At 64.1% G+C, this 22,702-nt stretch carries 22 protein-coding genes; 11 read left to right on the plus strand and 11 right to left on the minus strand.

Annotation, left to right across the window (positions count from 1 at the left end; translation table 11 throughout):
• Positions 1-51: 51 nt before the first annotated feature.
• From ssuD to AC6H34_RS29380, 8 genes are all read right to left on the minus strand, one after another.
• Positions 52-1,245: an FMNH2-dependent alkanesulfonate monooxygenase gene (ssuD, locus tag AC6H34_RS29345; protein WP_497541194.1), complete on the minus strand. Its 1,194-nt coding sequence runs from the start codon at positions 1,243-1,245 to the stop codon at positions 52-54.
• Positions 1,246-1,404: 159 nt separating this feature from the next.
• Positions 1,405-2,664: an SfnB family sulfur acquisition oxidoreductase gene (locus AC6H34_RS29350; protein WP_497541195.1), complete on the minus strand. Its 1,260-nt coding sequence runs from the start codon at positions 2,662-2,664 to the stop codon at positions 1,405-1,407.
• 121 nt (positions 2,665-2,785) lie between these two features.
• Positions 2,786-4,024, minus strand: a complete 1,239-nt coding sequence (locus AC6H34_RS29355) for an SfnB family sulfur acquisition oxidoreductase (protein ID WP_497541196.1) — start codon at positions 4,022-4,024, stop codon at positions 2,786-2,788.
• A 280-nt stretch (positions 4,025-4,304) separates the two neighbouring features.
• Positions 4,305-4,814: a flavin reductase family protein gene (locus AC6H34_RS29360; protein WP_448148164.1), complete on the minus strand. Its 510-nt coding sequence runs from the start codon at positions 4,812-4,814 to the stop codon at positions 4,305-4,307.
• A 398-nt stretch (positions 4,815-5,212) separates the two neighbouring features.
• Positions 5,213-6,025 carry a MetQ/NlpA family ABC transporter substrate-binding protein gene (locus AC6H34_RS29365; protein WP_497541197.1) on the minus strand — a complete coding sequence of 271 codons (813 nt, stop codon included), beginning with the start codon at positions 6,023-6,025 and terminating at the stop codon, positions 5,213-5,215.
• A 70-nt stretch (positions 6,026-6,095) separates the two neighbouring features.
• Positions 6,096-6,761 (minus strand): methionine ABC transporter permease, encoded by a 666-nt coding sequence (locus AC6H34_RS29370; protein WP_448148166.1) that lies wholly within the window; start codon positions 6,759-6,761, stop codon positions 6,096-6,098.
• Positions 6,751-7,854, minus strand: a complete 1,104-nt coding sequence (locus tag AC6H34_RS29375) for a methionine ABC transporter ATP-binding protein (RefSeq protein WP_497541198.1) — start codon at positions 7,852-7,854, stop codon at positions 6,751-6,753. The genes AC6H34_RS29370 and AC6H34_RS29375 overlap by 11 nt, the downstream gene beginning before the upstream one ends.
• Positions 7,851-8,069, minus strand: coding sequence for a hypothetical protein (locus AC6H34_RS29380; RefSeq protein ID WP_497541199.1), 219 nt, complete (start codon positions 8,067-8,069; stop codon positions 7,851-7,853). The genes AC6H34_RS29375 and AC6H34_RS29380 overlap by 4 nt, the downstream gene beginning before the upstream one ends.
• Positions 8,070-8,819: 750 nt before the next feature.
• On the opposite strand from AC6H34_RS29380, the gene AC6H34_RS29385 reads away from it, so the two are divergent.
• Positions 8,820-10,115, plus strand: coding sequence for an NCS2 family permease (locus AC6H34_RS29385; protein WP_448148169.1), 1,296 nt, complete (start codon positions 8,820-8,822; stop codon positions 10,113-10,115).
• Between the two features lie 54 nt (positions 10,116-10,169).
• Here AC6H34_RS29385 and AC6H34_RS29390 read toward each other — a convergent pair whose 3' ends face one another.
• The 3 genes from AC6H34_RS29390 to AC6H34_RS29400 are packed head-to-tail and all read right to left on the minus strand — an operon-like array spanning position 10,170 to position 12,742.
• Positions 10,170-10,976, minus strand: coding sequence for an ATP-binding cassette domain-containing protein (locus AC6H34_RS29390; protein WP_497541200.1), 807 nt, complete (start codon positions 10,974-10,976; stop codon positions 10,170-10,172).
• Positions 10,973-11,773: an aliphatic sulfonate ABC transporter permease SsuC gene (gene ssuC / locus AC6H34_RS29395; protein ID WP_497541201.1), complete on the minus strand. Its 801-nt coding sequence runs from the start codon at positions 11,771-11,773 to the stop codon at positions 10,973-10,975. The genes AC6H34_RS29390 and ssuC overlap by 4 nt, the downstream gene beginning before the upstream one ends.
• A 12-nt stretch (positions 11,774-11,785) precedes the next feature.
• Positions 11,786-12,742, minus strand: coding sequence for a sulfonate ABC transporter substrate-binding protein (locus AC6H34_RS29400; RefSeq protein WP_448148171.1), 957 nt, complete (start codon positions 12,740-12,742; stop codon positions 11,786-11,788).
• Between the two features lie 264 nt (positions 12,743-13,006).
• Between AC6H34_RS29400 and AC6H34_RS29405 the strand changes: the two genes are divergently transcribed.
• From AC6H34_RS29405 to AC6H34_RS29450, 10 genes are all read left to right on the plus strand, one after another.
• Entirely contained in the window at positions 13,007-14,065 is a 1,059-nt protein-coding gene (locus AC6H34_RS29405; RefSeq protein ID WP_497541202.1) for an isopenicillin N synthase family dioxygenase, read from the plus strand.
• A gap of 20 nt (positions 14,066-14,085) precedes the next feature.
• Entirely contained in the window at positions 14,086-15,408 is a 1,323-nt protein-coding gene (locus AC6H34_RS29410) for an O-acetylhomoserine aminocarboxypropyltransferase/cysteine synthase family protein (RefSeq protein WP_448148173.1), read from the plus strand.
• A gap of 186 nt (positions 15,409-15,594) precedes the next feature.
• Positions 15,595-16,611: an ABC transporter substrate-binding protein gene (locus tag AC6H34_RS29415; protein WP_448148174.1), complete on the plus strand. Its 1,017-nt coding sequence runs from the start codon at positions 15,595-15,597 to the stop codon at positions 16,609-16,611.
• A 10-nt stretch (positions 16,612-16,621) separates the two neighbouring features.
• Positions 16,622-17,623, plus strand: a complete 1,002-nt coding sequence (locus AC6H34_RS29420; RefSeq protein ID WP_497541203.1) for an ABC transporter permease — start codon at positions 16,622-16,624, stop codon at positions 17,621-17,623.
• On the plus strand, positions 17,623-18,390 hold the full coding sequence (locus AC6H34_RS29425) for an ABC transporter ATP-binding protein (RefSeq protein WP_448148176.1): 768 nt from the start codon (positions 17,623-17,625) through the stop codon (positions 18,388-18,390). Before AC6H34_RS29420 ends, AC6H34_RS29425 begins: the two co-directional genes overlap by 1 nt.
• A 2-nt stretch (positions 18,391-18,392) precedes the next feature.
• Positions 18,393-18,686: a hypothetical protein gene (locus AC6H34_RS29430; protein ID WP_497541204.1), complete on the plus strand. Its 294-nt coding sequence runs from the start codon at positions 18,393-18,395 to the stop codon at positions 18,684-18,686.
• Between the two features lie 144 nt (positions 18,687-18,830).
• Positions 18,831-19,760: a glycine betaine ABC transporter substrate-binding protein OsmF gene (osmF, locus tag AC6H34_RS29435; protein WP_497541205.1), complete on the plus strand. Its 930-nt coding sequence runs from the start codon at positions 18,831-18,833 to the stop codon at positions 19,758-19,760.
• Positions 19,761-19,819: 59 nt separating this feature from the next.
• Positions 19,820-20,980: an ABC transporter permease gene (locus AC6H34_RS29440; RefSeq protein WP_497541206.1), complete on the plus strand. Its 1,161-nt coding sequence runs from the start codon at positions 19,820-19,822 to the stop codon at positions 20,978-20,980.
• The gene (locus AC6H34_RS29445) at positions 20,977-21,936 is read left to right on the plus strand and encodes an ABC transporter ATP-binding protein (protein WP_497541207.1); all 960 of its coding nucleotides are present in this window, start codon (positions 20,977-20,979) and stop codon (positions 21,934-21,936) included. The genes AC6H34_RS29440 and AC6H34_RS29445 overlap by 4 nt, the downstream gene beginning before the upstream one ends.
• Positions 21,933-22,682, plus strand: coding sequence for an ABC transporter permease (locus tag AC6H34_RS29450; protein ID WP_448148180.1), 750 nt, complete (start codon positions 21,933-21,935; stop codon positions 22,680-22,682). The genes AC6H34_RS29445 and AC6H34_RS29450 overlap by 4 nt, the downstream gene beginning before the upstream one ends.
• Positions 22,683-22,702: the final 20 nt, after the last annotated feature.

Raw genomic sequence — 22,702 nt, forward strand, 5'->3', positions numbered from 1 at the left:
GCCCGGCAATGGCGAAGGTGGAGCTTCTTGTCGATCGGGCTTTCAACCCCTTCATCCGGCAGCAGCCTTGCGGTGCGATGGAGCCACCACGTTAGCGATGATCTCGCCGAAGGGTCCGGCATTGCGCGCCGGGCCGAGATCGTTGCCGGTCGTCTTCTTGAGCGGCAGCTTGGGGAAGACCAGTTCGGCAAAGCGATAGCACTCTTCCAGGTGCGGATAACCCGAGAGGATGAAGCGGTCGATGCCCAGCGCCATGTATTCCTTCATGCGCTCGGCCACCTCGTCGGGATTGCCGACCAGCGCCGTGCCGGCGCCGCCGCGCACGAGGCCAACCCCGGCCCACAGGTTGGGGCTGACTTCGAGCTTGTCACGCGAACCGCCGTGCAGCGCCCGCATGCGGCTCTGGCCGACCGAATCCATGCGCGCAAATGCCTTCTGCGCCGTGGCGATGGTCTCGTCGTCGAGCTTGGAGATCAGGCTTTCCGCCGCGGCCCAGGCCTCGGCCGAAGTCTCCCGCACGATGACGTGCAGGCGGATGCCGAAGGACAGCGTGCGGCCATACTTGGCGGCGACGGCCTTGGCGTTGGCAATCTTCTCCGCCACCTGCTGGGGCGGCTCACCCCAGGTGAGGTATACGTCGACGTGCTTGCCCGCCACCTCGTTGCCGATGGCAGAGGATCCACCGAAATAGAGCGGCGGGTAAGGCCGGCTCACGGGCGGGTAGAGGAGCGTGCCGTCCTCGATACGCAGATGCTCGCCCTGGAAATTGACCTTGCCGCCCTGGAGCAGTTCGCGCCAGATCGTCAGATACTCGTCCGTGACCTCGTAGCGTTCGGTATGGTCGAGAAAGACGCCGTCGCCCTTGAGTTCGACCGGATCGCCGCCCGTGACCACGTTGATGAGCAGGCGCCCATCGGAAAGCCGGTCCAGCGTCGCGGCCTGCCGGGCTGCGAAGGCCGGGGTCGTGAGACCAGGGCGTACCGCCACGAGGAAACGCAGCCTCTTGGTGAGCGGCACCATGGCGGATGCAATTACCCAGCTGTCCTCGCAGGAACGCCCCGTCGGCAGCAGCACGCCGAAATAGCCGAGTTCGTCGGCGGCCCGGGCAATCTGGGAGAGGTATCCCAGTGAGACGTGTCGCGCGCCCTGCTCGCTGCCGAGATAGCGGCCGTCGCCATGCGTCGGCAGGAACCAGAGGACATCGGTTTCCTTGGCTGGCGTCGGCAGGTCAAGATCGTAGGACATGGTTCAAGTCTCTCAGTCAAATGTCGAAAGGCAAAAGGCAGATCCACCGTCATTGCTGTCGAGACCATGCAATCGGGAAATCGCCGGGCGGAGCCCGTTTCCGTCGGATTGCCTGGCCTCGTCGCGCTCGCTGGATCGCCTCAATGAAATGGTCCGTTCTCAGATGGCACCATGGCGCGGCGGATTGATGCCGTTGAGCCAATAGTCGCCGATGGCGCGGTACTTCCACCGCACGGGATCGTGCACGGTATGGGTGCGGGCATTGCGCCAGAAACGGTCGAGACCATACTGGGCCTGGGTGGCGCGCGAGCCCGCGAGTTCGATCAGCTTGCTGCCGGCGAGCAGGGAAGCCTCGGTCGAGGCCACCTTCGCCTCCGCCACCGCGACGGATGCGGCGGCTACGGTCTCGATGGTGGGATTGGCCACCGAGATATCGGCGATGCGCCCTGCCCTTTCGAGCAGCGCGTCGGAGGCGGATACACGGATCTTCACCTCGCCGATCTGAGCGATCGTGTAGGGGTCCTCGTAGCCGTGATCGAGGCCGCTGTCCTTCCAGGGCCGGGCGTAATTGCGGACAAAGCGGATGGTTTCCTTGAGCGCTGCGCGGGCGATACCAGCCTCCACGGCGGCATGCATGATCTGAGCGACGGGCCCCATCGAGGTCGGGCGATCGAATACCGCCCGAAGCGAGATCACCGAGAAGGGGTGGACCTCGACATTGTCGAGCGTGGTGGTGCCCGATGCGGTCACGCGCTGGCCGAAGCCGGACCAGTCGTCGATAACGGTGAGGCCGGCGGTCTCGCGCGGTACGAAGGAGATGGTTGAGTTGCCCTGGTCGTCATTGGCGACCACTGCCACCCAATGGGCGAAGAGCGCGCCCGTGCAATAGAACTTGCGCCCGTTCAGCCTCAGTACAGGCCCGTCCTTGGAAAGGCGGGTGTTGTGATCCTGTGCCGTCTTCGTGCCGATTTCCGAAAGGGCGTTGCCAATACGCTCGCCCGATAGGATGCGGCTATAGAAGAACCTTTTCTGCTCCTCGCTCCCCTCCAGGCGCAAGGCTTCGAGGATGAAGAAATGGTTCTGCGGGATCTGCCCGATCGAGCCATCGGCCTCCGACAGGGTCGCGATCACCTCGGCAAGCGTGCCGGACGAGACCTCGGCGCCCCCATAGGCCTTCGGCACCGTGATAGCGAGGAGGCCGGCATCGGAGAGCCAGTCCAGTTCCTCGAAGGGCAGGCGCCGCTCCCGGTCGCGTTCTATGGCGGTCTCTGCGATCCTTGCAGCAAGTCTACGAACAGCAACAAGAGCCTCGGCGTCGTCCCTGATGACGTGGGCGTGCTGAACACGCGCCGGCGGCGCCTTGAAGGCGACGATCCGCTCGGGAGGGATGTCGATGGTGAGAGCGGCGGTAGAGGGCATCGAAATAAATCCTGGTCCGGCTGCGCGGACATCTCGTCCGCATCTTGAAACGGTGGTCGAAGGACGCGAGGAGCGGAGATCACGACATGCCGGTGGCCGCCGTGAAGTCCGCGCCTTCAGATCAGCTCCAGGCGTGACGCGGCGGGCTCACACCATTCAGGGCATGGTTGCCGACGTGGAAGAATTTCCAGCGCACCGGGTCGTGCAGCGTGTGGGTACGGGCGTTACGCCAGTGCCGGTCGAGGTTGTACTGGCCGAGCGTCGAGCGTGTGCCGCCGAGTTCATGCAGCTTGTTTGTCGCGAGAATCGCGATCTCCGTCGTCAGCACCTTGGCTTCCGCGACCGCGACGGCTGCCTCGACCGCCCCTTCCTCGGTAATGTCGTCGACAATGGCGTCGATCGCCCTTCCCGCCTTCTCGAGCAGGGCCTCCGCCGCATGCAGCTTGATCTCGAGATCACCGATCTGGGAGATGGTGAAGACGTCGTCATAGCCGTGCTCCTGACCGCTATCGATCCAGGGGCGGACGTGGTCGCGAACGAACCGGATCGTCTCCTCGATGGTACCACGAGCGATGCCCGCATCGACTGCGGCCTGGATGATCTGCGACACCGAACCGTTGGTGGAGGGCCTCTCCCCACCCAGGTAAGCGGGAATCACACCCTCGGCCTCGACACGGACATTGTCGATCTTGACATTGCCGCTGGCAGTGGTGCGCTGGCCGAAGCTCGACCAGTTGTCGATGATGCTCAGCCCGGCCGCCGAGCGCGGCACGATGGCAAGATGCACTTTTCCTTCGGGATTGACGGCGCCAATGTGGATGTAGTGGGCAAAAAGAGCGCCCGTCGCGTAGAATTTCTCGCCATTGACACGATAACCGTCGCCTTCCGGCGTGAGCGTCGTCTCGAAGGCACCGACGTGCTTGGACCCGGCCTCAGAGAAGGCGTTGCCGAGCCGGTAGCCCTGCAGCACGCGCCCGAACCATAGCTTCTTCTGTTCTTCCGAGGCGGTGACGCGAATGGCGTCGAGAGCCGCCAGGTGATTTTGCGGGATCTGACCGATGGAAGGATCGGCGGCCGAAATCAGCTTGATGACCTCGGTGAGCGTGACCCAGGACACCCCGGCGCCGCCGTAAGCCTTGGGTATCGTGATCCCCCACAGGCCGCTCTTGGAAAAACGGTCGAGTTCCGCAGCTGGCAGATGACGCTCGCGGTCCCGCAGGCCCGCTTCGACGGCGAACTCCGCGGCAAGGCCCTTCGCCACCTCGATCGCCTCGGCATCGGAACGAATGACATGGGCTTGGGGTGTGAGATCGAATGCCGGCGGATCGGTGGTGATGGGCGGAGCAATGGAGATGGTCATGTCGGGAACCTGAATGTAATCCAGGAAATGCTGCACCATTGAATCTTTAATGTCTATAGATTTTATAAATTAAATGGAAACTGCTCCGATCGACGCAGCAACTCCCACGGCGAGCCCGATAGGCGCCGCCCTCGCAGGCAAAGGCGATAGGATGGACAGGCGGCCTGCGACCGCCATGCCTGCAAGCGATGTGTCTTGTGGAAATGCAAGACAGCGCCTCGAGCGTCTGCGCCTGCAAAAACGATACCTGGAGCGGCCAGAGGGAGTGTGACGGCAGCAATCAGGCCGGGTGAAATCCACCATAGCCGCCCTGGGCGTAGACAAGCGGCTTGCCGGGACTGGTGCGTATGCCCCTCACCGCTCCGATGACGATGGAATGGCTATGCCGGTCTATGAATTCCTCGACCTCGCAGTCAATGGAGGCGAGCGCCCCTTCGAGGGCCTGAGCACCAGTGAAGAGGCTGCGCCAGGAGGCATTTTCATAGCGCGCCACGCCCTTGACACCGCCCTTTCCGGCGAAACGGTCGGCCACGTACTGCTGGTCATGCGCGAGGATATTGACGCAGTAATGGCCGTAGCGACGGATGATGGGCCAGGCCGAGGCCTCGCGATTGACGCAGATGATCATCGTGGGCGGGTCGACCGCCAGCGATACGGCCGAGGTCACCGTGAGGCCGGTCCGTTCATCGCCCTCGCCGGCAGTGATCACACTCACACCGCCGGCCACCAATCGCATGGCATCGCGGAGCGAGGGCGATCCGATCGAGGGAATCTTCACTGAAATATTCATGGTCGTATCCGTCATCAGATCAGCAGCGGAGGCTCCGCCTCCTCTTCGGCGCACCAGCGGCGCATTCGGCACGAATGGTGCAACAACAAGAATTTAATGTCTATAGATTTTATGTTCTTTTCTTTTTTCATACGCGAAGAATGCAAGCCCGGCGGTGATGTCTCGAAACACTGGTACCGCAATGCCCAGGACGGTTGCTTCAATGCGTCGCGTTGCAGAGAGATCACGCCCTTCGAGCGACAGAAACGACACTGCCGTAGCACCTAGTTGCGCAGCCACTCCCTTTCAAGGGCGGCAAGCGCAGCTGGAGGCGGGAGCGTGCCGGCCCCTGGGCTGGCACGCCTGAGGATTCGCCGGGAGGAATCGTGCCGGCTCCGCGGCGGAAGGCCTCCAACCCCTTACCAGGCGGGCTGGATGGCTCCCTTGAAATTGGCGTCGATGAAGTCGGCCACTTCTGCGTTCTGATAGGCGGCGACCAGTTTCTTGAACACCGGCTTGTCCTTGTCGGCCTCGCGCACGGCGATGAAATTGCCATAGGGATTGTTGGTCCGGCTTTCCTGGATCAGGGCATCGGTGCGCAGGGAAAGTCCGGCTCCGAGCGCGTAGTTCGTGTTGATCACCGCACCGTCGAGATCAGGCAGCAGATTGGGGATCTGCGCGGCATCGATCTCCTTGAACTGCACGTTCTTCGGATTGTCGGTGACATCAAGCACGGTCGGCAGCAGGCCCTTGTCCGCCTTTACCTTGATCAGCCCGTTGGCTTCCAGCAGCTTGAGGGCACGGCCGCCATTGGAGGGATCGTTGGGAATGCCGATGAGGGCACCCTGGGGCAGGTCGGCGAAATTCTTGATCTTCTTGGAATAGAAGCCGATCGGCGCCACCAGGGTGTAGCCGATCGGCACGATCTTGTAGCCGCGAGCGGCGATCTGGCTATCGAGATAGGGCTTGTGCTGGAAAGCATTCGCATCGAGGTCGCCCTTCTCCAGCGCCTCGTTGGGAATGGCGTAGTCGGAGAAGGAGACGAGTTCAATATCCAGGCCGTCCTTCGCAGCCACCTTCTTGGCCACCTCCCAGATCCTTTCCTCGTCACCGCCGATGACGCCGAGCTTGACCGTCTCGGCCGCGAGGGCCCCACCCACGGGGCCGAGAGCGAAGGCGAGAGCCAGGGCCGCGCCGGCCAGGCGGCGGCGCGAGATCTTGTAAGTCGACATGCGTAGAGTTCCTGTATGGACTTGAGTCTTGATGCATTTTCGAGGGGAAATTGCCTCGGGTTTTCAAAGGTCAGTCGTGTCGCAGGCGTTTGTTGAGCCTTCTGGCGACGCGGTCCCCCACGGATTGGACTCCCTGGACGAGAAGGATGAGGATGACGACAACCGTCGCCATCACGTCCGGCATGAAGCGCTGGTAGCCGTAGCGCACGCCGACATCGCCGAGCCCGCCCCCGCCTACCACCCCCACCATCGCCGAGTAGCCGATCAAGCTGACCGTCGCGAGCGTGAGGCCGAGCACTATGGCCGGCAAGGCCTCCGCAAACAGCACCTTGCGGATGATCTGGAAGGGTGAGGCACCGAAGGCCCGAGCCGCTTCGATCAACCCGGGATCGACCTCGCGGATGGCGCTCTCGACGATGCGGGCGATGAACGGCGCCACGGCCAGCGTCAGCGGCACGATCGCTGCCGCCGTGCCGATGGAGGTACCGACCAGAACACGTGTCAGCGGAATGATGGCGACGACCAGGATGATGAAGGGCGTCGAACGCGCGGCGTTGACGATCGCTCCCAGCGCCGCATTGACCGCCGGGAGGGCCAACAGTTCACCCTGCTTGCTCGTGGCGAGAAAAATGCCGAGCGGAATACCGATCAGCGAACCGAAGGCGATGGCGACGGCGACCATGATGACGGTGTCACGGGTGGCCTGGGCGATGACCCAGAGGATTTCAGGCGACATAGCCGATCACCTCCACCTTGAGTTGCAGCGCCGCCAGCGCCGAGATGGCGGCGAGGCGAGTGGCCTCCTCGCCGGGAACCGAGACGAGGAGCGCTCCGAAGGGCTCGCCGCCGATGGAATCGATGCGGCCCGCCAGGATGTTCACGTCGATGCCGAGAATGCTGGTGAGCCTGCTGATCACCGGGGCGGTGGCGTGCGAACCGGTGAAGGTGATGCGAAGCACCGCCTGGTGACCCGGCGCGGGACCAGACCGGATGCGCCCCGCAAGATCGGCCGGCAGGTCCACGCCGGTGACGCTGCGCACGAAACTGGCGGTGGTGGGATGAACGGGCCGGGTGAGTACATCGAACGCCCGTCCCGTTTCGATCAGCCTGCCGGCCTCCAGTACGGCCACGCGATGGCAGATCTCCTTGATCACGGGAATCTCGTGGGTGATCAGGATGATGGTGACGCCGAGACGCCGGTTGATGTCGGCGAGCAGGGCGAGAATCTGCCCCGTGGTCTCCGGATCGAGAGCCGAGGTCACCTCATCGCCGAGAAGGATCTTCGGATTGGTGGCCAGGGCCCGAGCGATACCGACACGCTGCTTCTGGCCGCCGGAAAGCTCCGAGGGATAGCGATTGCGCTTGTCGCCGAGTCCGACCAGATCGAGCAGCGGCTCGACCCGCGCCCGGATCTCGGCTGCATCCATCCCCGCGACCTCCAGCGGCAGCGCGACATTGTCGAACACCGTGCGCGAGGAGAGCAGGTTGAAATGCTGGAAGATCATGCCGATCGAGCGGCGTACCGGACGCAATTCCCTCTCGCTCAACGCATCGATCTCGATGCCATCGACGATGACGCGGCCATTGCTTGGGCGTTCCAGCCCGTTGATCAGACGAATCAGCGTCGATTTGCCGGCCCCGCTGCGTCCGATCACTCCGAAAATCTCGCCACGTGGAATCTCCAGGCTGAGATCGTCAAGTGCGAAGACGGCCGCACTGCCCTTGCGGGCGGCAAAGGAGCGCGAGACATGTTCGAGGCGAACGATCGGCTCCGCCCGTGCCAGACTTTCCAGCCTGGCCAGGTTCTCCAGTCTCACGGGAGCGTTCACGCGACCAACTCCTCAAGGAGGCTGTGCAGGCGGCGAGCGACCTGACCCGAGATGAAACGCTCGGCATCGCGCGGACCGGCGAAAGTCATGCCGTTGTAGCGGCTGAAGCGGCGGCTTGCGGCGTGGAAGGCAAAGCGCCTGGCGTCGGCCTGGCGCACGACGATACCGACCGTGGTGCCGGAGATTTCAATGACATAGGATTCGGATTGGGACATGGTTCAGCCGCCACCGGAATGGCGCTCCACAAAGCTCGGGAAATCTGTTCGAAGGTGCGGATCAGCGGCGACAGCCGCCCCAACACATCTCGCCCGGAAGCCTCGTGGGAGATCTACCTGCCATCGTCCTGCTGATTGCCGTCATGGGTCATGTCCTGTCTGGGAGCCCACGACGTCAGCCGTGGCGCTTTAGCGTTTGATGACGCGGCGCAAGCTGCTCGCTCAAATGCCCGCGATCGACTCGCTGAGGAGCCGATGAGTTGAAAATATATAGTCTACAAAATTAGTCAACTGTTTGAATCGAAGAATCCGCGGATTGTCGATCGACGCGAGACGGGGTACGAGAGACACGCCGGACACCGAGCGGCGTTTCTCGCCCCCTCCCAACATGCGAGATTTCCGGGATTGTCGAGCCCCAATCGACAGCCCTGCCTGCTCCGTGGTCAGGAAAGATCGCAGCACGCCCCCCAGAGCTTTGAGAAAGAGCTTCCAATTCTACTTGGAGCCCAAGGGCTTGTTCGCAGCAATAAAGAAGGGGAAGCTGGGATTGTTTAAAACGGATGTCAACCCGCTGGCACAATAAGCCATCGTCAGCTTGCAGGCAGCGCCTGCCGGCGAAACGAGCGGACCGGGATCCGGGGAGTTGCAACGCCCGGCAGGAGCCGGATCGCGCGCCGTGATCGCCTCACGGTTCTCGATCCGCTCAAGCTCGCAGCATGGCTGCGCCTGCCGAGAGAGAGGAATCGAGACGTGCTCGAACGGGTATTCAATCTAAAGGAACAAGGGAGCTCCGTGCGGACGGAGGTGATCGCGGGTATCACGACCTTCCTGACCATGGCCTACATCATCTTCGTCAACCCGGAAATCCTGTCGACGACCGGCATGGACAGGAATGCGGTATTCGTCGCGACCTGCCTTGCCGCGGCGCTCGGCTCGACCGTGATGGGCCTCCTTGCCAAGTGGCCGATCGGCATGGCGCCGGGAATGGGGCTCAACGCCTTCTTCGCCTTCACCGTCGTCGCGACGATGGGTTTCACCTGGCAGCAGGCTCTCGGCGCCGTCTTCATCTCCGGCCTGATCTTCCTGGTCCTCACGCTGACGGGCGTCCGCTCCTGGCTGATCGCGGGCATTCCGCATTCGATGCGCAGCGCCGTCGCGGCGGGCATCGGCCTGTTCCTCGCCATCATCGCCCTCAAGAGCTCGGGCATCATCACCGGCAGCCAGGCAACGCTGGTCACCCTTGGCGATCTCAGCCAGACTGGCACGCTGCTCGCCATCCTCGGCTTCTTTATCATCGCCGCGCTCGACACGCTGAAGGTACGGGGCGCCATCCTGATCGGCATCCTGGTGATCACGGTGCTGTCCATGGCACTCGGCGTGAGCAAGTTCGGCGGCATCGTCGCCATGCCGCCGAGCCTGCTGCCCACTTTCCTGCAGCTCGATCTCGTCGGCGCCCTCCATGCGGGCATCGCGCATGTGATCCTGGTGTTCGTGCTGGTCGAGGTGTTCGACGCCACGGGCACCCTGATCGGCGTCGCCAAGCGGGCAGGACTCATCGAGGAAGGCAAGCCAAACAGGCTCGGCAAGGCGTTGCTTGCCGATTCCAGCGCCATTCTCGCCGGCTCGCTGCTCGGGACAAGCAGCACCACGGCCTATATCGAGAGCGTTTCCGGCGTGCAGTCGGGCGGGAGAACCGGGCTGACGGCCCTCACCATTGCCGCCCTGTTCCTGCTCGCCCTCTTCTTCTCGCCCCTGGCCGGCTCGGTCCCCGTCTATGCCACGGCGCCCGCGCTGCTCTACGTCGCCTGCCTGATGATGCGGGAACTGGTCGAAGTGGAATGGGCCGACGTCACTGAAGCGGCCCCTGCGGCGCTGACGGCGCTGATGATGCCCTTCACCTATTCGATCGCCAACGGCCTGGCCTTCGGCTTTGTGAGCTATGCCGTGCTGAAGACCCTTGCCGGCCGTCCGCGCGAGGTCCATCCGGCGACCTGGCTCGTGGCGGCGCTCTTCATCCTGCGTTTCGCCTTCTTCCCGCATGGGTGACGAAACGAAACGCAAGCCTTCCCGGCGTCACCGGGAAGGCTTCGCGCCGCTGCCTCAGACATAGGCGAGGATGCGACTCGTAAGGCGCGTCATCGCTCTCTCGTCGCCATCGCGGCGCGGGCGCGGGAGGTCGACGGCGAGATCCAGCGAGATGGCGCCGTCGCGCAGGACGACGACCCGATCCGCCAGCGCCACGGCTTCGGCAACGTCGTGGGTGATCAGGATCGCGGTGAAACCGTGCTCGCGCCAGATGCGCGTAAGCAGGTCATGCATCTCCAGCCGCGTCATGGCGTCGAGAGCGCCGAAAGGCTCATCCAGCAGAAGGATTTCCGGCCGGCTCACCAGGGCACGCGCAAGCGCGACACGCTGCTTCTGCCCGCCCGACAGAACGCCCGGCCATTCGTTCGCCCTGTCGCCCAGCCCCACCTCGCCGAGGGCAGCCTGAGCCAGTGAGCGCCAGTTCGCCCCCCGGGCGATGCCGACATTGCCGATCACGCGCTGCCAGGGCAGCAGGCGGGAATCCTGGAACATCAGCCGGGCTCGTGCGTGCGCGTCCTTGCCCACCCTGCCACCGATGGCGACTTCACCCGCGCTCGGCTGTTCGAGCCCCGCCACGAGGCGGAGCAGCGTCGACTTCCCGCCGCCCGACCGTCCTACGACGGCGATGAATTCGCCCGGAGCGATGGAGAGGCTGAGCCGGTCCAGAACCACGCGGTGATCGAAAGCCTTGGAAACGCCGCGCAGCTCGATTGAAAGGTCCGCTGGCCCGGCCTGGGCGCTCTCCTCAGGGATGGGAAGCACGTGGCGGGCGAGTTCCGGTTCGAAATAGGCATCCTCGACGATATGCAATGCGTTGCTCATGCCAAGGCCTCCCGTCGGGGCTGCACATAGGTCGGATGCCATTGCAGCGCGGCCTGCTCGAAGAACTTCACGACGATGTCGGAGAGCTTGCCGAGCACGGCGTAGATGATCACCCCGAGGAGGATGACGTCCGTCTGGAGGAATTCGCGGGCATTCATCGTCATGTAGCCGATGCCGGATGAGGCTGAGATCGTCTCGGCGACAATCAGCGTCAGCCACATGATGCCCAACCCATAGCGCAGCCCCACGAAGATCGACGGCAGGGCGCCGGGCAGGATCACACGCCAGAACCGGGCCACCGGTCCGAGACCGTAGACCCTTGCCATCTCCACGAGCTGAGGATCGATGGTGCGGATGCCGTGATAGGTGTTGATATACACCGGAAAGAGCACGCCAAGCGCCACCAGGAAGATCTTGGCACTCTCACCGATGCCGAACCACAAGATCACCAGCGGAATGATGGCGAGGTGCGGAACGTTGCGAAGCATCTGCAGGGTGGAATCGAGCAGCAGTTCGGCCGGGCGCCAGACTCCGTTGATGACCCCGAGAGCAAAACCGAGGAGCCCGCCTATCGCCAGCCCCTGCAGGGCACGTCCGGCACTGACCCCGACATTGTGGAGGAGAGTGCCATCCTGCAACGTCTGCCAGAAGGCCACCGCGACGGCGCTGGGAGCCGAGAGAACCCGGGCCTGCAGCCAGCCCGCATCGGCCGCGATTTCCCAAGCGGCGAGGACGAGCACCGGCAGCACCCACGGGATCAGGCGCTGGGAGACATAGCCGAGACGTTGCCGCGCCATCGGTTGCCCCCTTTACAGCGACACGCCGGGACGCAGGGCGTCCGTGATCCTGATCGGCTTGGGAATCAGGCGGAGCTGATGGAAGGTGTCGGCAATCTGTTGCTGGGCCGCGACGGTTTCAGCCGTGATCGGCTGGACATTCCAGCTCTGGCGCCCCAGAGCGAGCTTGAGCACGGGCGCGGGAATTCCGACAGCCGGAGCAAGCTCGTTGGCCGCCTGCTCGACATTGTCCTTGGCCCAGGCGTCGATCTCGTTGATTGCGGCGAGGATGGCATCAACGGCGGCCGGATTGGCCTCGGTGAAGGTCTTCTCCCCGAGATAGAATTGCCGGTTGGAGACGATACCCTCGCCATCGGTGAGCTGGCGGGCAGCTATCGCAACCTCGGCAGCGGCCTGGAAGGGATCCCAGATCGCCCAGGCATCGATATCGCCATGCTCGAAGGCGGCGCGAGCATCGGAAGGCGGCAGGAAGACCGGCTCGATGTCGGTATAGGCCAGTCCGGCCTTCTCCAGGGCCTTGACCAGCAGATAGTGGACGTTGGAGCCCTTGTTGAGACCGACCTTTTTGCCTTTCAGCTCGACGACGGACTTGAGCGGGCTATCCTTTGGCACCAGGATGGCCTCGCTCAAGGGAGCGGCAGGCTCATTGGCGACATAGACGAGCGGGGCCCCCGCGGCCTGGGCGAAGATCGGTGGCGCCTCGCCCGTGATGCCGAAATCCAGGGCACCCACATTCAGCGCCTCGAGAAGCTGGGGCCCGCCGGGAAATTCGGTCCAGGTCACGCCGAAGCCGAGCGGCTCCAGCTTCTTTTCCAGATTGCCCCGCGCCTTGAGCAGCAGGAAGGTACCGTATTTCTGATAGCCCACGCGCACCACCTTCGCGTCGGCACGGGCCGTGCCGAAAGCGGCAGCCGCAGGCAGAGCCGCGGCAGCGGCAATGAGGGAGCGTCGGGTCCAGAGCGTGGTCATGGCAGATCCTCGGAGTCATTTACCTAATGATCCTCATAACTGATAGATTTAGTCAATAATTTATATCGGAGCGGCAGGCTTCACCTTGAAAGACCGATTTAAGGCCTTCCCCAATCGATTCCGATTTATTCGCTATGCCATTGTTATAGAACAATAATTTTTCATATTTCCCAGTAAAATATATATATTCTATAAAATCAGTTGACTTATAAAAATCGTCATGCTCGATTTTGACACCCTGCTTCAGCCGGACGGTAGAAACCAATGAAGACCCAAGCTGCCCCATCCCTCGCGGAGACACTCCCGATTCTCGATTTTCGCCGCTTCGACCAGGGCGATGGGGAACGCGTTGCCTTTCTGAAGGACCTGCGCGAAGCCGCGCGAGGGCCGGGTTTCTTCTATCTTGCCGGCCACGGCATTCCACAGACCCTCATCGACGAAGTGCTGCGCCTGTCGCGCCGCTTCTTCGACCTGCCGGAGGAAGACAAGCTCGCGATCGAGATGGTGAAGTCTCCCTATTTCCGGGGCTACAATCGTGCGGGCTTCGAGCACACCCGAGGCAAGCCGGACTGGCGCGAACAGGTGGACATCGGCGCCGAGAAAAGAGCCCGCCCCTTCGATCCGACGGCACCGGCCTGGACCCGCCTGCAGGGTCCGAACCAATGGCCCGCCGCCCTGCCGGAATTGCAGCTGACTGTCCTGCGGTACCAGCAGGAGGTTACCCAGCTCGGCATCCGCGTCCTGCAGGCCTTCGCCCTCGCGCTTGGCCAGCAGCCCGACGTGTTCGAGCCCATCTACACGCCAGAACCCAACCAGCTCCTCAAGATCGTGCGCTATCCCGGCCGCGAGAAGTCGGACGGAGACCAGGGCGTGGGCGCCCACAAGGACTCCGGCTTCCTCACCCTGCTGCTGCAGGACGTGCAAGGCGGCCTCCAGGTCGAGGGCGAGCTCGGCTGGATCGACGCCCCGCCGATCCCCGGCACTTTCGTCGTCAATATCGGCGAGATCCTGGAACTCGCTTCGAATGGCTACCTTCGGGCCAACGTCCATCGGGTCGTCTCGCCGCCCGCCGGTACCGACCGGCTCTCCGTGCCGTTCTTCCTGGGGGCCTATCTCGGTGCGGAAGTGCCGCTGCTCAAGCTCCCGCCCCAGCTTGCCGCGGGGATACGCGGCCTGACGCAGGACCCGCTCAATCCACTCTTCCGCGAGGTCGGCCGCAACTACCTCAAGAGCCGGCTGCGCTCCCATCCCGACGTCGCGCGGCGCCACCATCCCGATCTGGTCGATGCGACCAAGCCGGCCGAGCCAGCCTCCGCCTACTGAATATAGCCAGGAGCCCCTCCATGACCACCGACTCGCGGCACTTCGAGACCCTCGTCCTCCATGGCGGCACCTACAGGGCCGACCCGGCTACCGGCGCCGTCGCCGTTCCCATCTACCAGACCACCTCCTACCAGTTCCAGGATACCGGTCATGCCGCCCGCCTGTTCGCTCTGGAGGAACTGGGCAACATCTACACCCGTGTCCAGAACCCGACGACGGACGTGCTCGAGCAGCGCATCGCAGCTCTGGAAGGCGGCGCGGCGGCGCTGGCCGTGGCCTCGGGGCAGACGGCCTCCGCCTATTCCATCCTCAACCTCACGCAACCGGGCGACAACATCGTATCCTCGACCGATCTCTACGGGGGCACCTGGACCTTGTTCGCCAATACGCTGAAGCAGTTCGGCGTCGAGGTCCGGTTCGTCGATCCGTCGGATCCCGAGAATTTCCGCCGTGCGAGTGACGACAAGACCCGCGCATACTACGCCGAGACACTGCCCAATCCCAAGCTGCATGTACTGCCTATCCGCGAGATCGCCGATATCGGCCGCTCGCTCGGCATTCCCCTGATCGTCGATAACACCGCTGCTCCGCTGATCGCCCGCCCGCTGGAGCATGGCGCGGCCGTCGTGGTCTACTCGGCCACGAAATATATCGGCGGGCATGGCACTTCCATCGGTGGCCTTATCATCGATGGCGGCAACTTCCCGTGGGAGGAACATGCCGATCGCTTCCCGCTGCTGACCCAGCCGGACGAAGCCTATCACGGCGCCATCTGGACGGAGGCTGCCAAGCCGCTCGGGCCGATTGCCTACATCCTGCGCGTGCGCGTGAAGCTGCTGCGCGACGTCGGCGCCGCGCTCTCGCCCTTCAACGCCTTCCAGCTTCTGCAGGGTTTGGAGACGCTGCCCCTTCGCCTGCGCCAGCACAACGAGAATGCCATCAAGGTGGCCGAAGTCCTCGCCAAGCACCCCACCGTCAGCCACGTCATCTTCCCGGGCCTGCAATCGGACGAGAATCGCCGCCGAGCCGAAACCTATCTCAAGGGTGGCTACGGAGCGCTGGTGGGCTTCGAGCTCAAGGGCGGCGTCGAGGCGGGCAAACGCTTCATCGACGCGTTGAAGCTGCTCTTCCACGTCGCCAATATCGGCGACGCCCGCTCGCTCGCCATTCATCCCGCTTCGACCACCCATCAGCAGTTGAGCCCCGAGGAGCAGCTGGCGACGGGCGTCACGCCCGGCTATGTGCGCCTCTCCATCGGCATCGAACATCCCGACGACATCATCGCCGACATCACGCAGGCTCTGGCGGCAGCGGAACCGGAGGGGCTGAGAGAGGCGGCGTAGCCGCTACCCTCCCCCTACAGGGCGGGTGGGACTAAGTCCGGGGCGGGGTGGGAACCGCTCCCCGGAAACAACACGGTCCCCGAATTCTTGAAAGCGAAGCGCGTCTCACCCCACCCCGACGCTTCGCGTCGACCCTTCCCATCACGGGGAGGGTGCTGGTCGAGACCCCTTAAGGAGACCCAAACCATGACCGAGCCTTCCCTTTCTCGTCGCAAGATCCTCCAGCTGGCCGGCGCCACGGGCGCGGTCGCTTCGCTGGGGGCCGTCGGCAGCCGCATCTTCTCACCCGCCGTCGCGGCCCCGGCACCAAAGATCCGCCTCGCCTGGACGGAAGTCGCCGCCTGCCATTCGCCTCTGGGCTTCGGTGTCGCAAAGGGCATCTACACCAAGCACAATCTCGACGTGGAGCTCTTTTACCAGGGCTCCAGCGGCCAGACGCTCATCCAGGCGCTCGCCACCAACAAAGCGGATGCGGGCGCCGGCCTCATCGGAGACTGGCTGAAACCTCTCGAACAGGGCTTCGACGTGAAGCTCTTCGTCGGTTCGCATGGTGGCTGCCAGCGCCTGCTGGCATCCAAGGCATCCGGCATCACCGATATTGCCGGCGTCAAGGGCAAGACCATCGCCACCTACGGCATCGGTGCGCCGCCCCAGGTGGCGTTCCAGGTTACCCTGGCGAAATCGGGTATCGATCCCGAAACCGACGTGACCTGGAAGGCGGTCCCCTTCGAACTGGTCGGCGACGTCGTCGAGCGCGGCGAAGCGGACCTCGCGGCCCATCTCGACCCCTGGGCCTGGTCGATCGAGAAGAAATACGGCTTCACCAAGATCGCGGACACCCAGACGGGCGTTTACGAGAATCACACCTGCTGCGTGCTCGGCGCCAACGGACCGTTCCTGGAGGCGAACAAGGATGCGCTGCGCCGGCTCGCCGAGGCCAATATCGAGGTCCACGAATACACCGCCAACCACCCGGACGAGGTGGCGCAATGGTATTACGACAACCTCAAGCCTGCCGGCCTCAGCAAGGAAGACCTGACCGAAATCCTCGGCAAGCTCGTCTACCATAATCATCCGATCGGCCAGGCGCTCATCGACCAGATCCGAACGACCTCGGAGGATCTGAAGCTAGTCAAGGTTCTCGATCCCTCGACCGATCCGAAGGAATTCGCCGAGCGGATCACCATCAACCTGCTCGCCTGAGACCGGAACGATGACCGACACCATTCGTGCCCTGGAGGCCGGCTCGCCCTCTTCCGCCTTGCAGTGGCTCCGGGGCAACGTATGGACCTACGGGCTGCTTGCCGCCGTGGCCTGGGCCGCGACGGCGGCTATAACCATCGGCCTGCCTGATGTGGTGCCCTGGGGCAGCGCGGGGCTCTTTGCCGCGATCACCGGCATCGGCGCTGCCCTGCTGCTGCTCCTTTCCTTCACCGTGCATCGTCTTGGCCGTTTCAGCCAGACACTGATCCACTACGGCCCATGGCTCCTGGCCATCGGTATCTGGCTGGCTCTGTGGGAACTGACGACGGCCAAGACCGGCTGGCTCCCTAAGCCCTTCTTCTCGCCGCCCCATGGCCTGCTCAACGTCTATGTGGTCGAAAGCCAGCGCCTCCTGATCTGCATCGCCTATACGCTGCGGCTGTGGTCGCTCGGATTCCTCTCGGGTATCGCGGCGGGCTATGTCGGAGGCATCGCGCTCGGCTGGTCCCCGCGCGTCAGCTACTGGGGCATGCCGCTGCTGAAGCTGATCGGTCCCGTGCCCGCCACGGCCTGGATTCCCTGCACCTTCTATTTCTTCCCCACCACCTTCCACGCCAGCGTCTTCATCGTGGCGCTCGCTTCCGGCATACCCGTCGCCATCCTCACGGCCTCCGGCGTCGCCTCGGTCAACCGGGCCTACTACGACGTCAGCCGCATCTTCGGCGCAGACAACTGGTATCTCATCCGCAAGGTCGCCGTCCCGGCTTCGCTGCCGCACGTCTTCGTCGGCCTTTTCATGGGGCTGTACTACTCGTTTGCGGTGCTCGTGGTGGCCGAGATGCTCGGCGCCAAATATGGCCTCGGCTGGTACATCCAGTTTCAGACCGCCTATTCGGGCTACGCCAACGTCTACGCCACGCTCCTGATCATGGCGCTGATCTGCGCCGGCATCGTCAAGCTGCTCTTCGTGGTGCGGGATCGTCTCCTCAACTGGCAGAAGGGCTTCATCTGATGACCGCGGTAGCCCGCAGCATCGGCGTCGATGTCAAGGACGTCAGCCATCACTTCGATCTCTCGGGCAGCAGGCTTGCCGTGCTGGACAATGTGGACCTGAAGGTCGAGCCGGGGGAGTTTGTCGCCCTTCTCGGCCCATCGGGCTGCGGCAAATCCACCCTTCTGAGATTGATCGCTGGCCTGGAAGCCCCAGCCAGCGGCACCATCCTGGCCGATGGAGAGACGATCACGCGTCCCGATCCGTCACGCATCCTGGTGTTCCAGGATCCTACGTTGTTTCCCTGGCTGACGGTATGGAAGAACGTTGCCTCCAGCCTCGAGGCGCGCGGTGTGCTGAACCGCCAGCGCCACCGTGTCGGCCAGGCCCTGTCGCTGGTCGACCTCGACGGCTTCGCGGACGCCTATCCGCACCAGCTTTCCGGCGGCATGGCCCAGCGCGCATCGCTGGCGCGGGCACTGGTAAACGATCCTGCCCTCCTCCTGCTCGACGAGCCGCTCGGCAAGCTCGACTCGCTGACGCGCCTGACGTTGCAGGATGAGATCGTCTCCCTGTGGCAGCGTACCGGCTTCACGGCCCTGCTCGTCACCCACGATGTCGAGGAAGCCCTCCTGCTCGCCTCGCGCATCGTGGTGTTTTCAGACCGCCCCGCCCGCATCAAGGCCGAGTTCAATGTGAACAAGCCCTATCCGCGCCATCGCGACGACGGCGACCTCATCCATCTGCGCCGTGAGATCCTCACCGCGCTCGGCCTGACGATTTCCTGACGATGCGCACGCTTCCCCTCGCCACCCGGCTGCTCGTGATTTCAGGGCTTGCCATCGTCGCCCTGTCGATCGGATGGTGGTGGGTCACCTATCGCGATGTGATCGGTTACAGCTACCTGTCTCTTCCGGATGCTGGAGTTTGCCTTGTCAGCAACACCGACATTTGCCAGCTTGCACGCTCGTTGTGCCGCAGCACCCATCCCCTGGCGGTCGCCGCCTATTGGTCCGCCTCGATCTGGGTCGGTGTCGCGGCGCTTTGCGCGAGCCTGGTAACGGGCTCGACGCAAGATGCCTGAGCTCGGAAGGATCCGCGTGAGTTCTCATCTGAATCAAGGGCTTGAGACCGCTCCCTGATCTTCAGAATCCGATTCAACTTTTCCCTGAACGCGCGTTTCCTGACCGGGCCGCGGTATCGCCCCAAGAACAAGAGGAGTCTCCCAATGGCGTTTTTCCCCAAATCCCGCACCCTGGCGGCCATAGCCGTAGCGGTCGGCCTGATGACGGCCGCCGGCAGCGCGCAAGCAGCCGACGTCACCGTCGCCTCGAAGATCGACACGGAAGGAAACCTGCTCGGCAATCTCATCGTGCAGGTCCTGCAATCGCACGGGCTGAGCGTCAACAACCGCGTCGGCCTCGGTACGACGCCGATCGTGCGCAAGGCGCTGGTAGCCGGCGACATCGATCTCTATCCAGAATATACCGGCAATGCCGCCTTCTTCTTCAACAAGGCGGACGACGGCCTCTGGAAGGATGCCGCCAAGGGCTATGCCGAGGCCAAGAAGCTCGACTACGACGCGAACAAGCTGGTCTGGCTCGACCCGGCGCCCGCCAACAACACCTGGGCAATAGCCATCCGGAAGGACGTGGCGGAGCCGAACAAGCTGAAATCGCTGGATGATTTCGGCAAGTTCGTCACCGGCGGTGGCAAGGTCAAGCTCATCGCCTCCGCCGAGTTCGTCAACAGCGCAGGCGCCCTTCCCGCCTTCCAGACCACCTACGGCTTCAAGCTCTCGTCCGACCAGCTCGTGGTGCTCTCGGGTGGCGATACCGCAGCCACCATCAAGGCAGCCGCCGAGCAGACAGACGGTGTCAACACCGCAATGGTCTACGGCACGGACGGGGGCATCGAAGCCGGTGACCTCGTCGTCCTCGACGACACGAAGTCCGTGCAACCGGTCTATGCTCCCGCCCCGGTGATCCGCGAGGCAGTCCTCAAGGCCCATCCCGAGATCGCCGACTGGCTCAAGCCCGTCTTCGCTGGCCTCGATCTGACCACGCTGCAGACCCTCAACGGCCGCATCCAGGTTGATGGCGAAGCAGCCAAGGACGTGGCGGCCGACTACCTCAAGCAAAAAGGCTTCGTGAAGTGACAGACGACGCCGGGAAAGTCGGGCTGGACAGGCACGCTTTCCCGGCGTCCTCTGCAAGCATGAAATCCTTCGCGATCAAGGGCATCGATAAGCTCGGCGTGGTGATGAGCCTGGTCGCGCTTGCCGCGCTGTTGCGGCCTTTCGCCAATTTCCGCCCAAGCCGGATCGGCCAGGCGCGCGGCGTGGCCTTTCTGGACGCCCTGCCGTCCGGCATCGGCTGGGCGGCATTGGCGCTTCTCATCCTCGCTCTGGTCCCGATCGCGGGGCGCACGGCGCCGCGCCTGCGGCTCGCGGTTGCGGCGGTTGCGCTGGTCCTGCTGGGCCTACTCATCGGCCTCGCGCCGGACACGCTGATCCCGGCGGGCAACGCGCGTCCCCGCGTCGGCCCCGCCGCCGGCTTCTGGCTCCTCGCCTTTTCCTTCGCCATCATCCTCGCCGACGCCCTGGTGAAGCTCTCTCTGCGTCCGGCGCAGCGGGTCACGGCCTTGCTCATCGCTCTCGCCGTCTTCGTGGCCTTCCTACTTTCGGGCCAGTGGAGCGGGCTGTCCATCATGAAGGAATATGCCGTCAACGGTTCCGATTTCCCGGCCAATGCCGTCCGGCACATCGTGCTGGCGCTCGCCTCGCTGGGAGGCGCCGTCGTCGTGGGCCTGCCGCTGGGCGTCCTCTGCCAGCGTTCGCCGGGATTGCGCGGCGTGATCCTTCCCGCCCTGAACATGATCCAGACCATCCCGTCGCTGGCGCTGTTCGGCCTGATGATCGCTCCGCTCACCTATCTCTCCAAAACCTACCCGATACTGGAAAGCCTCGGCATTCATGGCACCGGCCCCTCGCCTGCCCTAATCGCCCTGTTCCTCTACGCTCTGCTGCCCGTCGTCTCGAACACTGCGATCGGCCTCGACTCCGTGTCGGCCTCCGTGGTCGATGCGGCGCGCGGCATGGGCATGACGGGAGGCCAGCGGCTGTTCCAGGTCGAGCTGCCGCTGGCGTTTCCGGTCATTCTCACAGGCGTGCGCATCGTGCTGGTGCAGAACATCGGCCTCGCCACGATCGCGGCCTGGATCGGTGGAGGAGGCTTCGGCGTCTATGTGCAGAATGGCATGGGTGCGACGGCGATCGACCTCGTGCTGCTGGGCGCGATCCCCACCATCGCGCTCGCCTTCTCGGCGGCCATCATTCTCGACGCCATCGTCGAAGCCCTGAAAGGACGGCACGCATGATCGAGGTTCATGAGGTCAGCCGCCGCTTCGGCCCGCAGCTCGCGGTCGACAACGTGTCGCTCACCATCGAGCGCGGGACGATTACGGTCCTGGTCGGCACATCCGGCAGCGGCAAGTCCACGCTGCTGCGGATCATAAACCGCCTGATCGAACCGACGTCAGGCACCGTCCGCATCGATGGACGAGATACGGCCAGCCTCTCGGGCGAGCAGCTGCGCCGCGGCATCGGCTATGCCATCCAGGGTCACGGGCTGTTCCCCCACTGGACCGTGGCCCGCAACATCGCCACCGTCCCCCAGCTGCTGGGCTGGGACAAGGACCGCATCGCAAAGCGCGTGGACGAACTTCTCAATCTCTTCGACCTCGACCCCGCCATCTATGCCGGAAAGCTGCCTCACGAACTTTCCGGCGGCCAGCAGCAGCGTGTCGGCGTCGCTCGCGCACTGGCGGCCGAGCCGGCCGTGCTGCTGATGGACGAGCCTTTCGGCGCACTCGATCCGATCATCCGGGCCAAGGCGCAGGAGGATCTGCTTGCCCTGCAGCGCCGCCTGGGCATCACCGTGGTGCTCGTCACCCACGATATGGAGGAGGCCCTCCTGCTCGGCAACCGCATCGCCGTGATGGATGGCGGCAGGCTCCTGCAATATGCCACGCCGACCGAAATCCTCACTGCACCGGCACCGGGCTTCGTCGAGCGCCTGATCGGTGGTGCCGATCGTTCGCTGCGCCTTCTGTCGTTGATCAAGGTGGCCAGGGCCGTGCAGCCCGGCGAGGCCGAGGGCAAACCGATCACCGAGAATGCGAACCTTCGCGACGCACTCTCCGAACTGCTCTGGACCGGCAGGCAGGCCCTGCCCGTCACGAATGCGGACGGAGCGCCGCGCGGCCGGATCACCTTGCCGGCCATTCTCGATCTCGCCGGCAGGGATGCCCCGAGGGCGGAGACGCCAGCATGACATGGCTCGGCCACATTGCGCGGATAGCGGCCCTCGTTCTTCTCATCCTCCTGCTGGTGGAAACGGACCTGTTCGCCCCGCTCCTGGCACCCCTGAACGACAATGGCGCTCCAGCGGTCTACCATCAGGGCAGCCTGCTGTTCCTGGCGCTCAGCCATCTCGGCCTGGTGGCTGTCTCCACCCTCGCAGGCGGCGCCCTCGCGCTCGTCGCGGGCATCTTCGTCACCCGGCCGGCCGGCGCCGAATTCCTGCCGCTGTCACGCACCATCGTGAACATCGGCCAGACCTTCCCACCCGTCGCCGTGCTGGCCATCGCGGTCCCATCGCTGGGCTTCGGCGCAGAACCCACGCTGCTGGCCCTGACCCTCTACGGGCTGCTCCCGATTTTCGAGAACACCATGGCGGGCCTCAAAGGCGTGCCGCCAGCCGCGCTCGATGCCGCGCGCGGTATGGGCATGACCGGCTGGCAGCGCCTGTCCCGGGTGGAACTGCCTCTCGCCCTCCCGGTGATCCTCACCGGGATCCGCCTCTCCTTCGTCATCAACCTCGGCACGGCCACCATCGGCTCGACGGTGGGGGCCAAGAGCCTGGGTGAAGTGATCATGGCCGGAATCACAACCACCAATACGGCCTACATCCTGCAAGGCGGCATCATTGTCGCCCTGCTCGCCGTGCTTATCTATGATGGGCTCGGCAGCATCGAACGTTACCTGGCAAAGCGCACCGGCATGGCCGCGACGCGATAACCTTGGATGGGGGATCGACG

Source organism: Labrys sp. ALF-8, from assembly GCF_059699065.1.

What these genes read in the sequence shown, in the direction of transcription:
- osmF (WP_497541205.1), top strand. Translation starts at nt 18,831, where the DNA reads ATGGCGTTTTTCCCCAAATCCCGCACCCTGGCGGCCATAGCCGTAGCG.
- AC6H34_RS29350 (WP_497541195.1), bottom strand. Translation starts at nt 2,664, where the DNA reads ATGCCCTCTACCGCCGCTCTCACCATCGACATCCCTCCCGAGCGGATC.
- AC6H34_RS29440 (WP_497541206.1), top strand. Translation starts at nt 19,820, where the DNA reads ATGAAATCCTTCGCGATCAAGGGCATCGATAAGCTCGGCGTGGTGATG.
- AC6H34_RS29450 (WP_448148180.1), top strand. Translation starts at nt 21,933, where the DNA reads ATGACATGGCTCGGCCACATTGCGCGGATAGCGGCCCTCGTTCTTCTC.
- AC6H34_RS29390 (WP_497541200.1), bottom strand. Translation starts at nt 10,976, where the DNA reads ATGAGCAACGCATTGCATATCGTCGAGGATGCCTATTTCGAACCGGAA.
- AC6H34_RS29420 (WP_497541203.1), top strand. Translation starts at nt 16,622, where the DNA reads ATGACCGACACCATTCGTGCCCTGGAGGCCGGCTCGCCCTCTTCCGCC.
- AC6H34_RS29380 (WP_497541199.1), bottom strand. Translation starts at nt 8,069, where the DNA reads ATGTCCCAATCCGAATCCTATGTCATTGAAATCTCCGGCACCACGGTC.
- AC6H34_RS29415 (WP_448148174.1), top strand. Translation starts at nt 15,595, where the DNA reads ATGACCGAGCCTTCCCTTTCTCGTCGCAAGATCCTCCAGCTGGCCGGC.
- ssuC (WP_497541201.1), bottom strand. Translation starts at nt 11,773, where the DNA reads ATGGCGCGGCAACGTCTCGGCTATGTCTCCCAGCGCCTGATCCCGTGG.
- AC6H34_RS29430 (WP_497541204.1), top strand. Translation starts at nt 18,393, where the DNA reads ATGCGCACGCTTCCCCTCGCCACCCGGCTGCTCGTGATTTCAGGGCTT.
- AC6H34_RS29360 (WP_448148164.1), bottom strand. Translation starts at nt 4,814, where the DNA reads ATGAATATTTCAGTGAAGATTCCCTCGATCGGATCGCCCTCGCTCCGC.
- AC6H34_RS29405 (WP_497541202.1), top strand. Translation starts at nt 13,007, where the DNA reads ATGAAGACCCAAGCTGCCCCATCCCTCGCGGAGACACTCCCGATTCTC.
- AC6H34_RS29425 (WP_448148176.1), top strand. Translation starts at nt 17,623, where the DNA reads ATGACCGCGGTAGCCCGCAGCATCGGCGTCGATGTCAAGGACGTCAGC.
- AC6H34_RS29365 (WP_497541197.1), bottom strand. Translation starts at nt 6,025, where the DNA reads ATGTCGACTTACAAGATCTCGCGCCGCCGCCTGGCCGGCGCGGCCCTG.
- ssuD (WP_497541194.1), bottom strand. Translation starts at nt 1,245, where the DNA reads ATGTCCTACGATCTTGACCTGCCGACGCCAGCCAAGGAAACCGATGTC.
- AC6H34_RS29400 (WP_448148171.1), bottom strand. Translation starts at nt 12,742, where the DNA reads ATGACCACGCTCTGGACCCGACGCTCCCTCATTGCCGCTGCCGCGGCT.
- AC6H34_RS29445 (WP_497541207.1), top strand. Translation starts at nt 20,977, where the DNA reads ATGATCGAGGTTCATGAGGTCAGCCGCCGCTTCGGCCCGCAGCTCGCG.
- AC6H34_RS29355 (WP_497541196.1), bottom strand. Translation starts at nt 4,024, where the DNA reads ATGACCATCTCCATTGCTCCGCCCATCACCACCGATCCGCCGGCATTC.
- AC6H34_RS29410 (WP_448148173.1), top strand. Translation starts at nt 14,086, where the DNA reads ATGACCACCGACTCGCGGCACTTCGAGACCCTCGTCCTCCATGGCGGC.
- AC6H34_RS29370 (WP_448148166.1), bottom strand. Translation starts at nt 6,761, where the DNA reads ATGTCGCCTGAAATCCTCTGGGTCATCGCCCAGGCCACCCGTGACACC.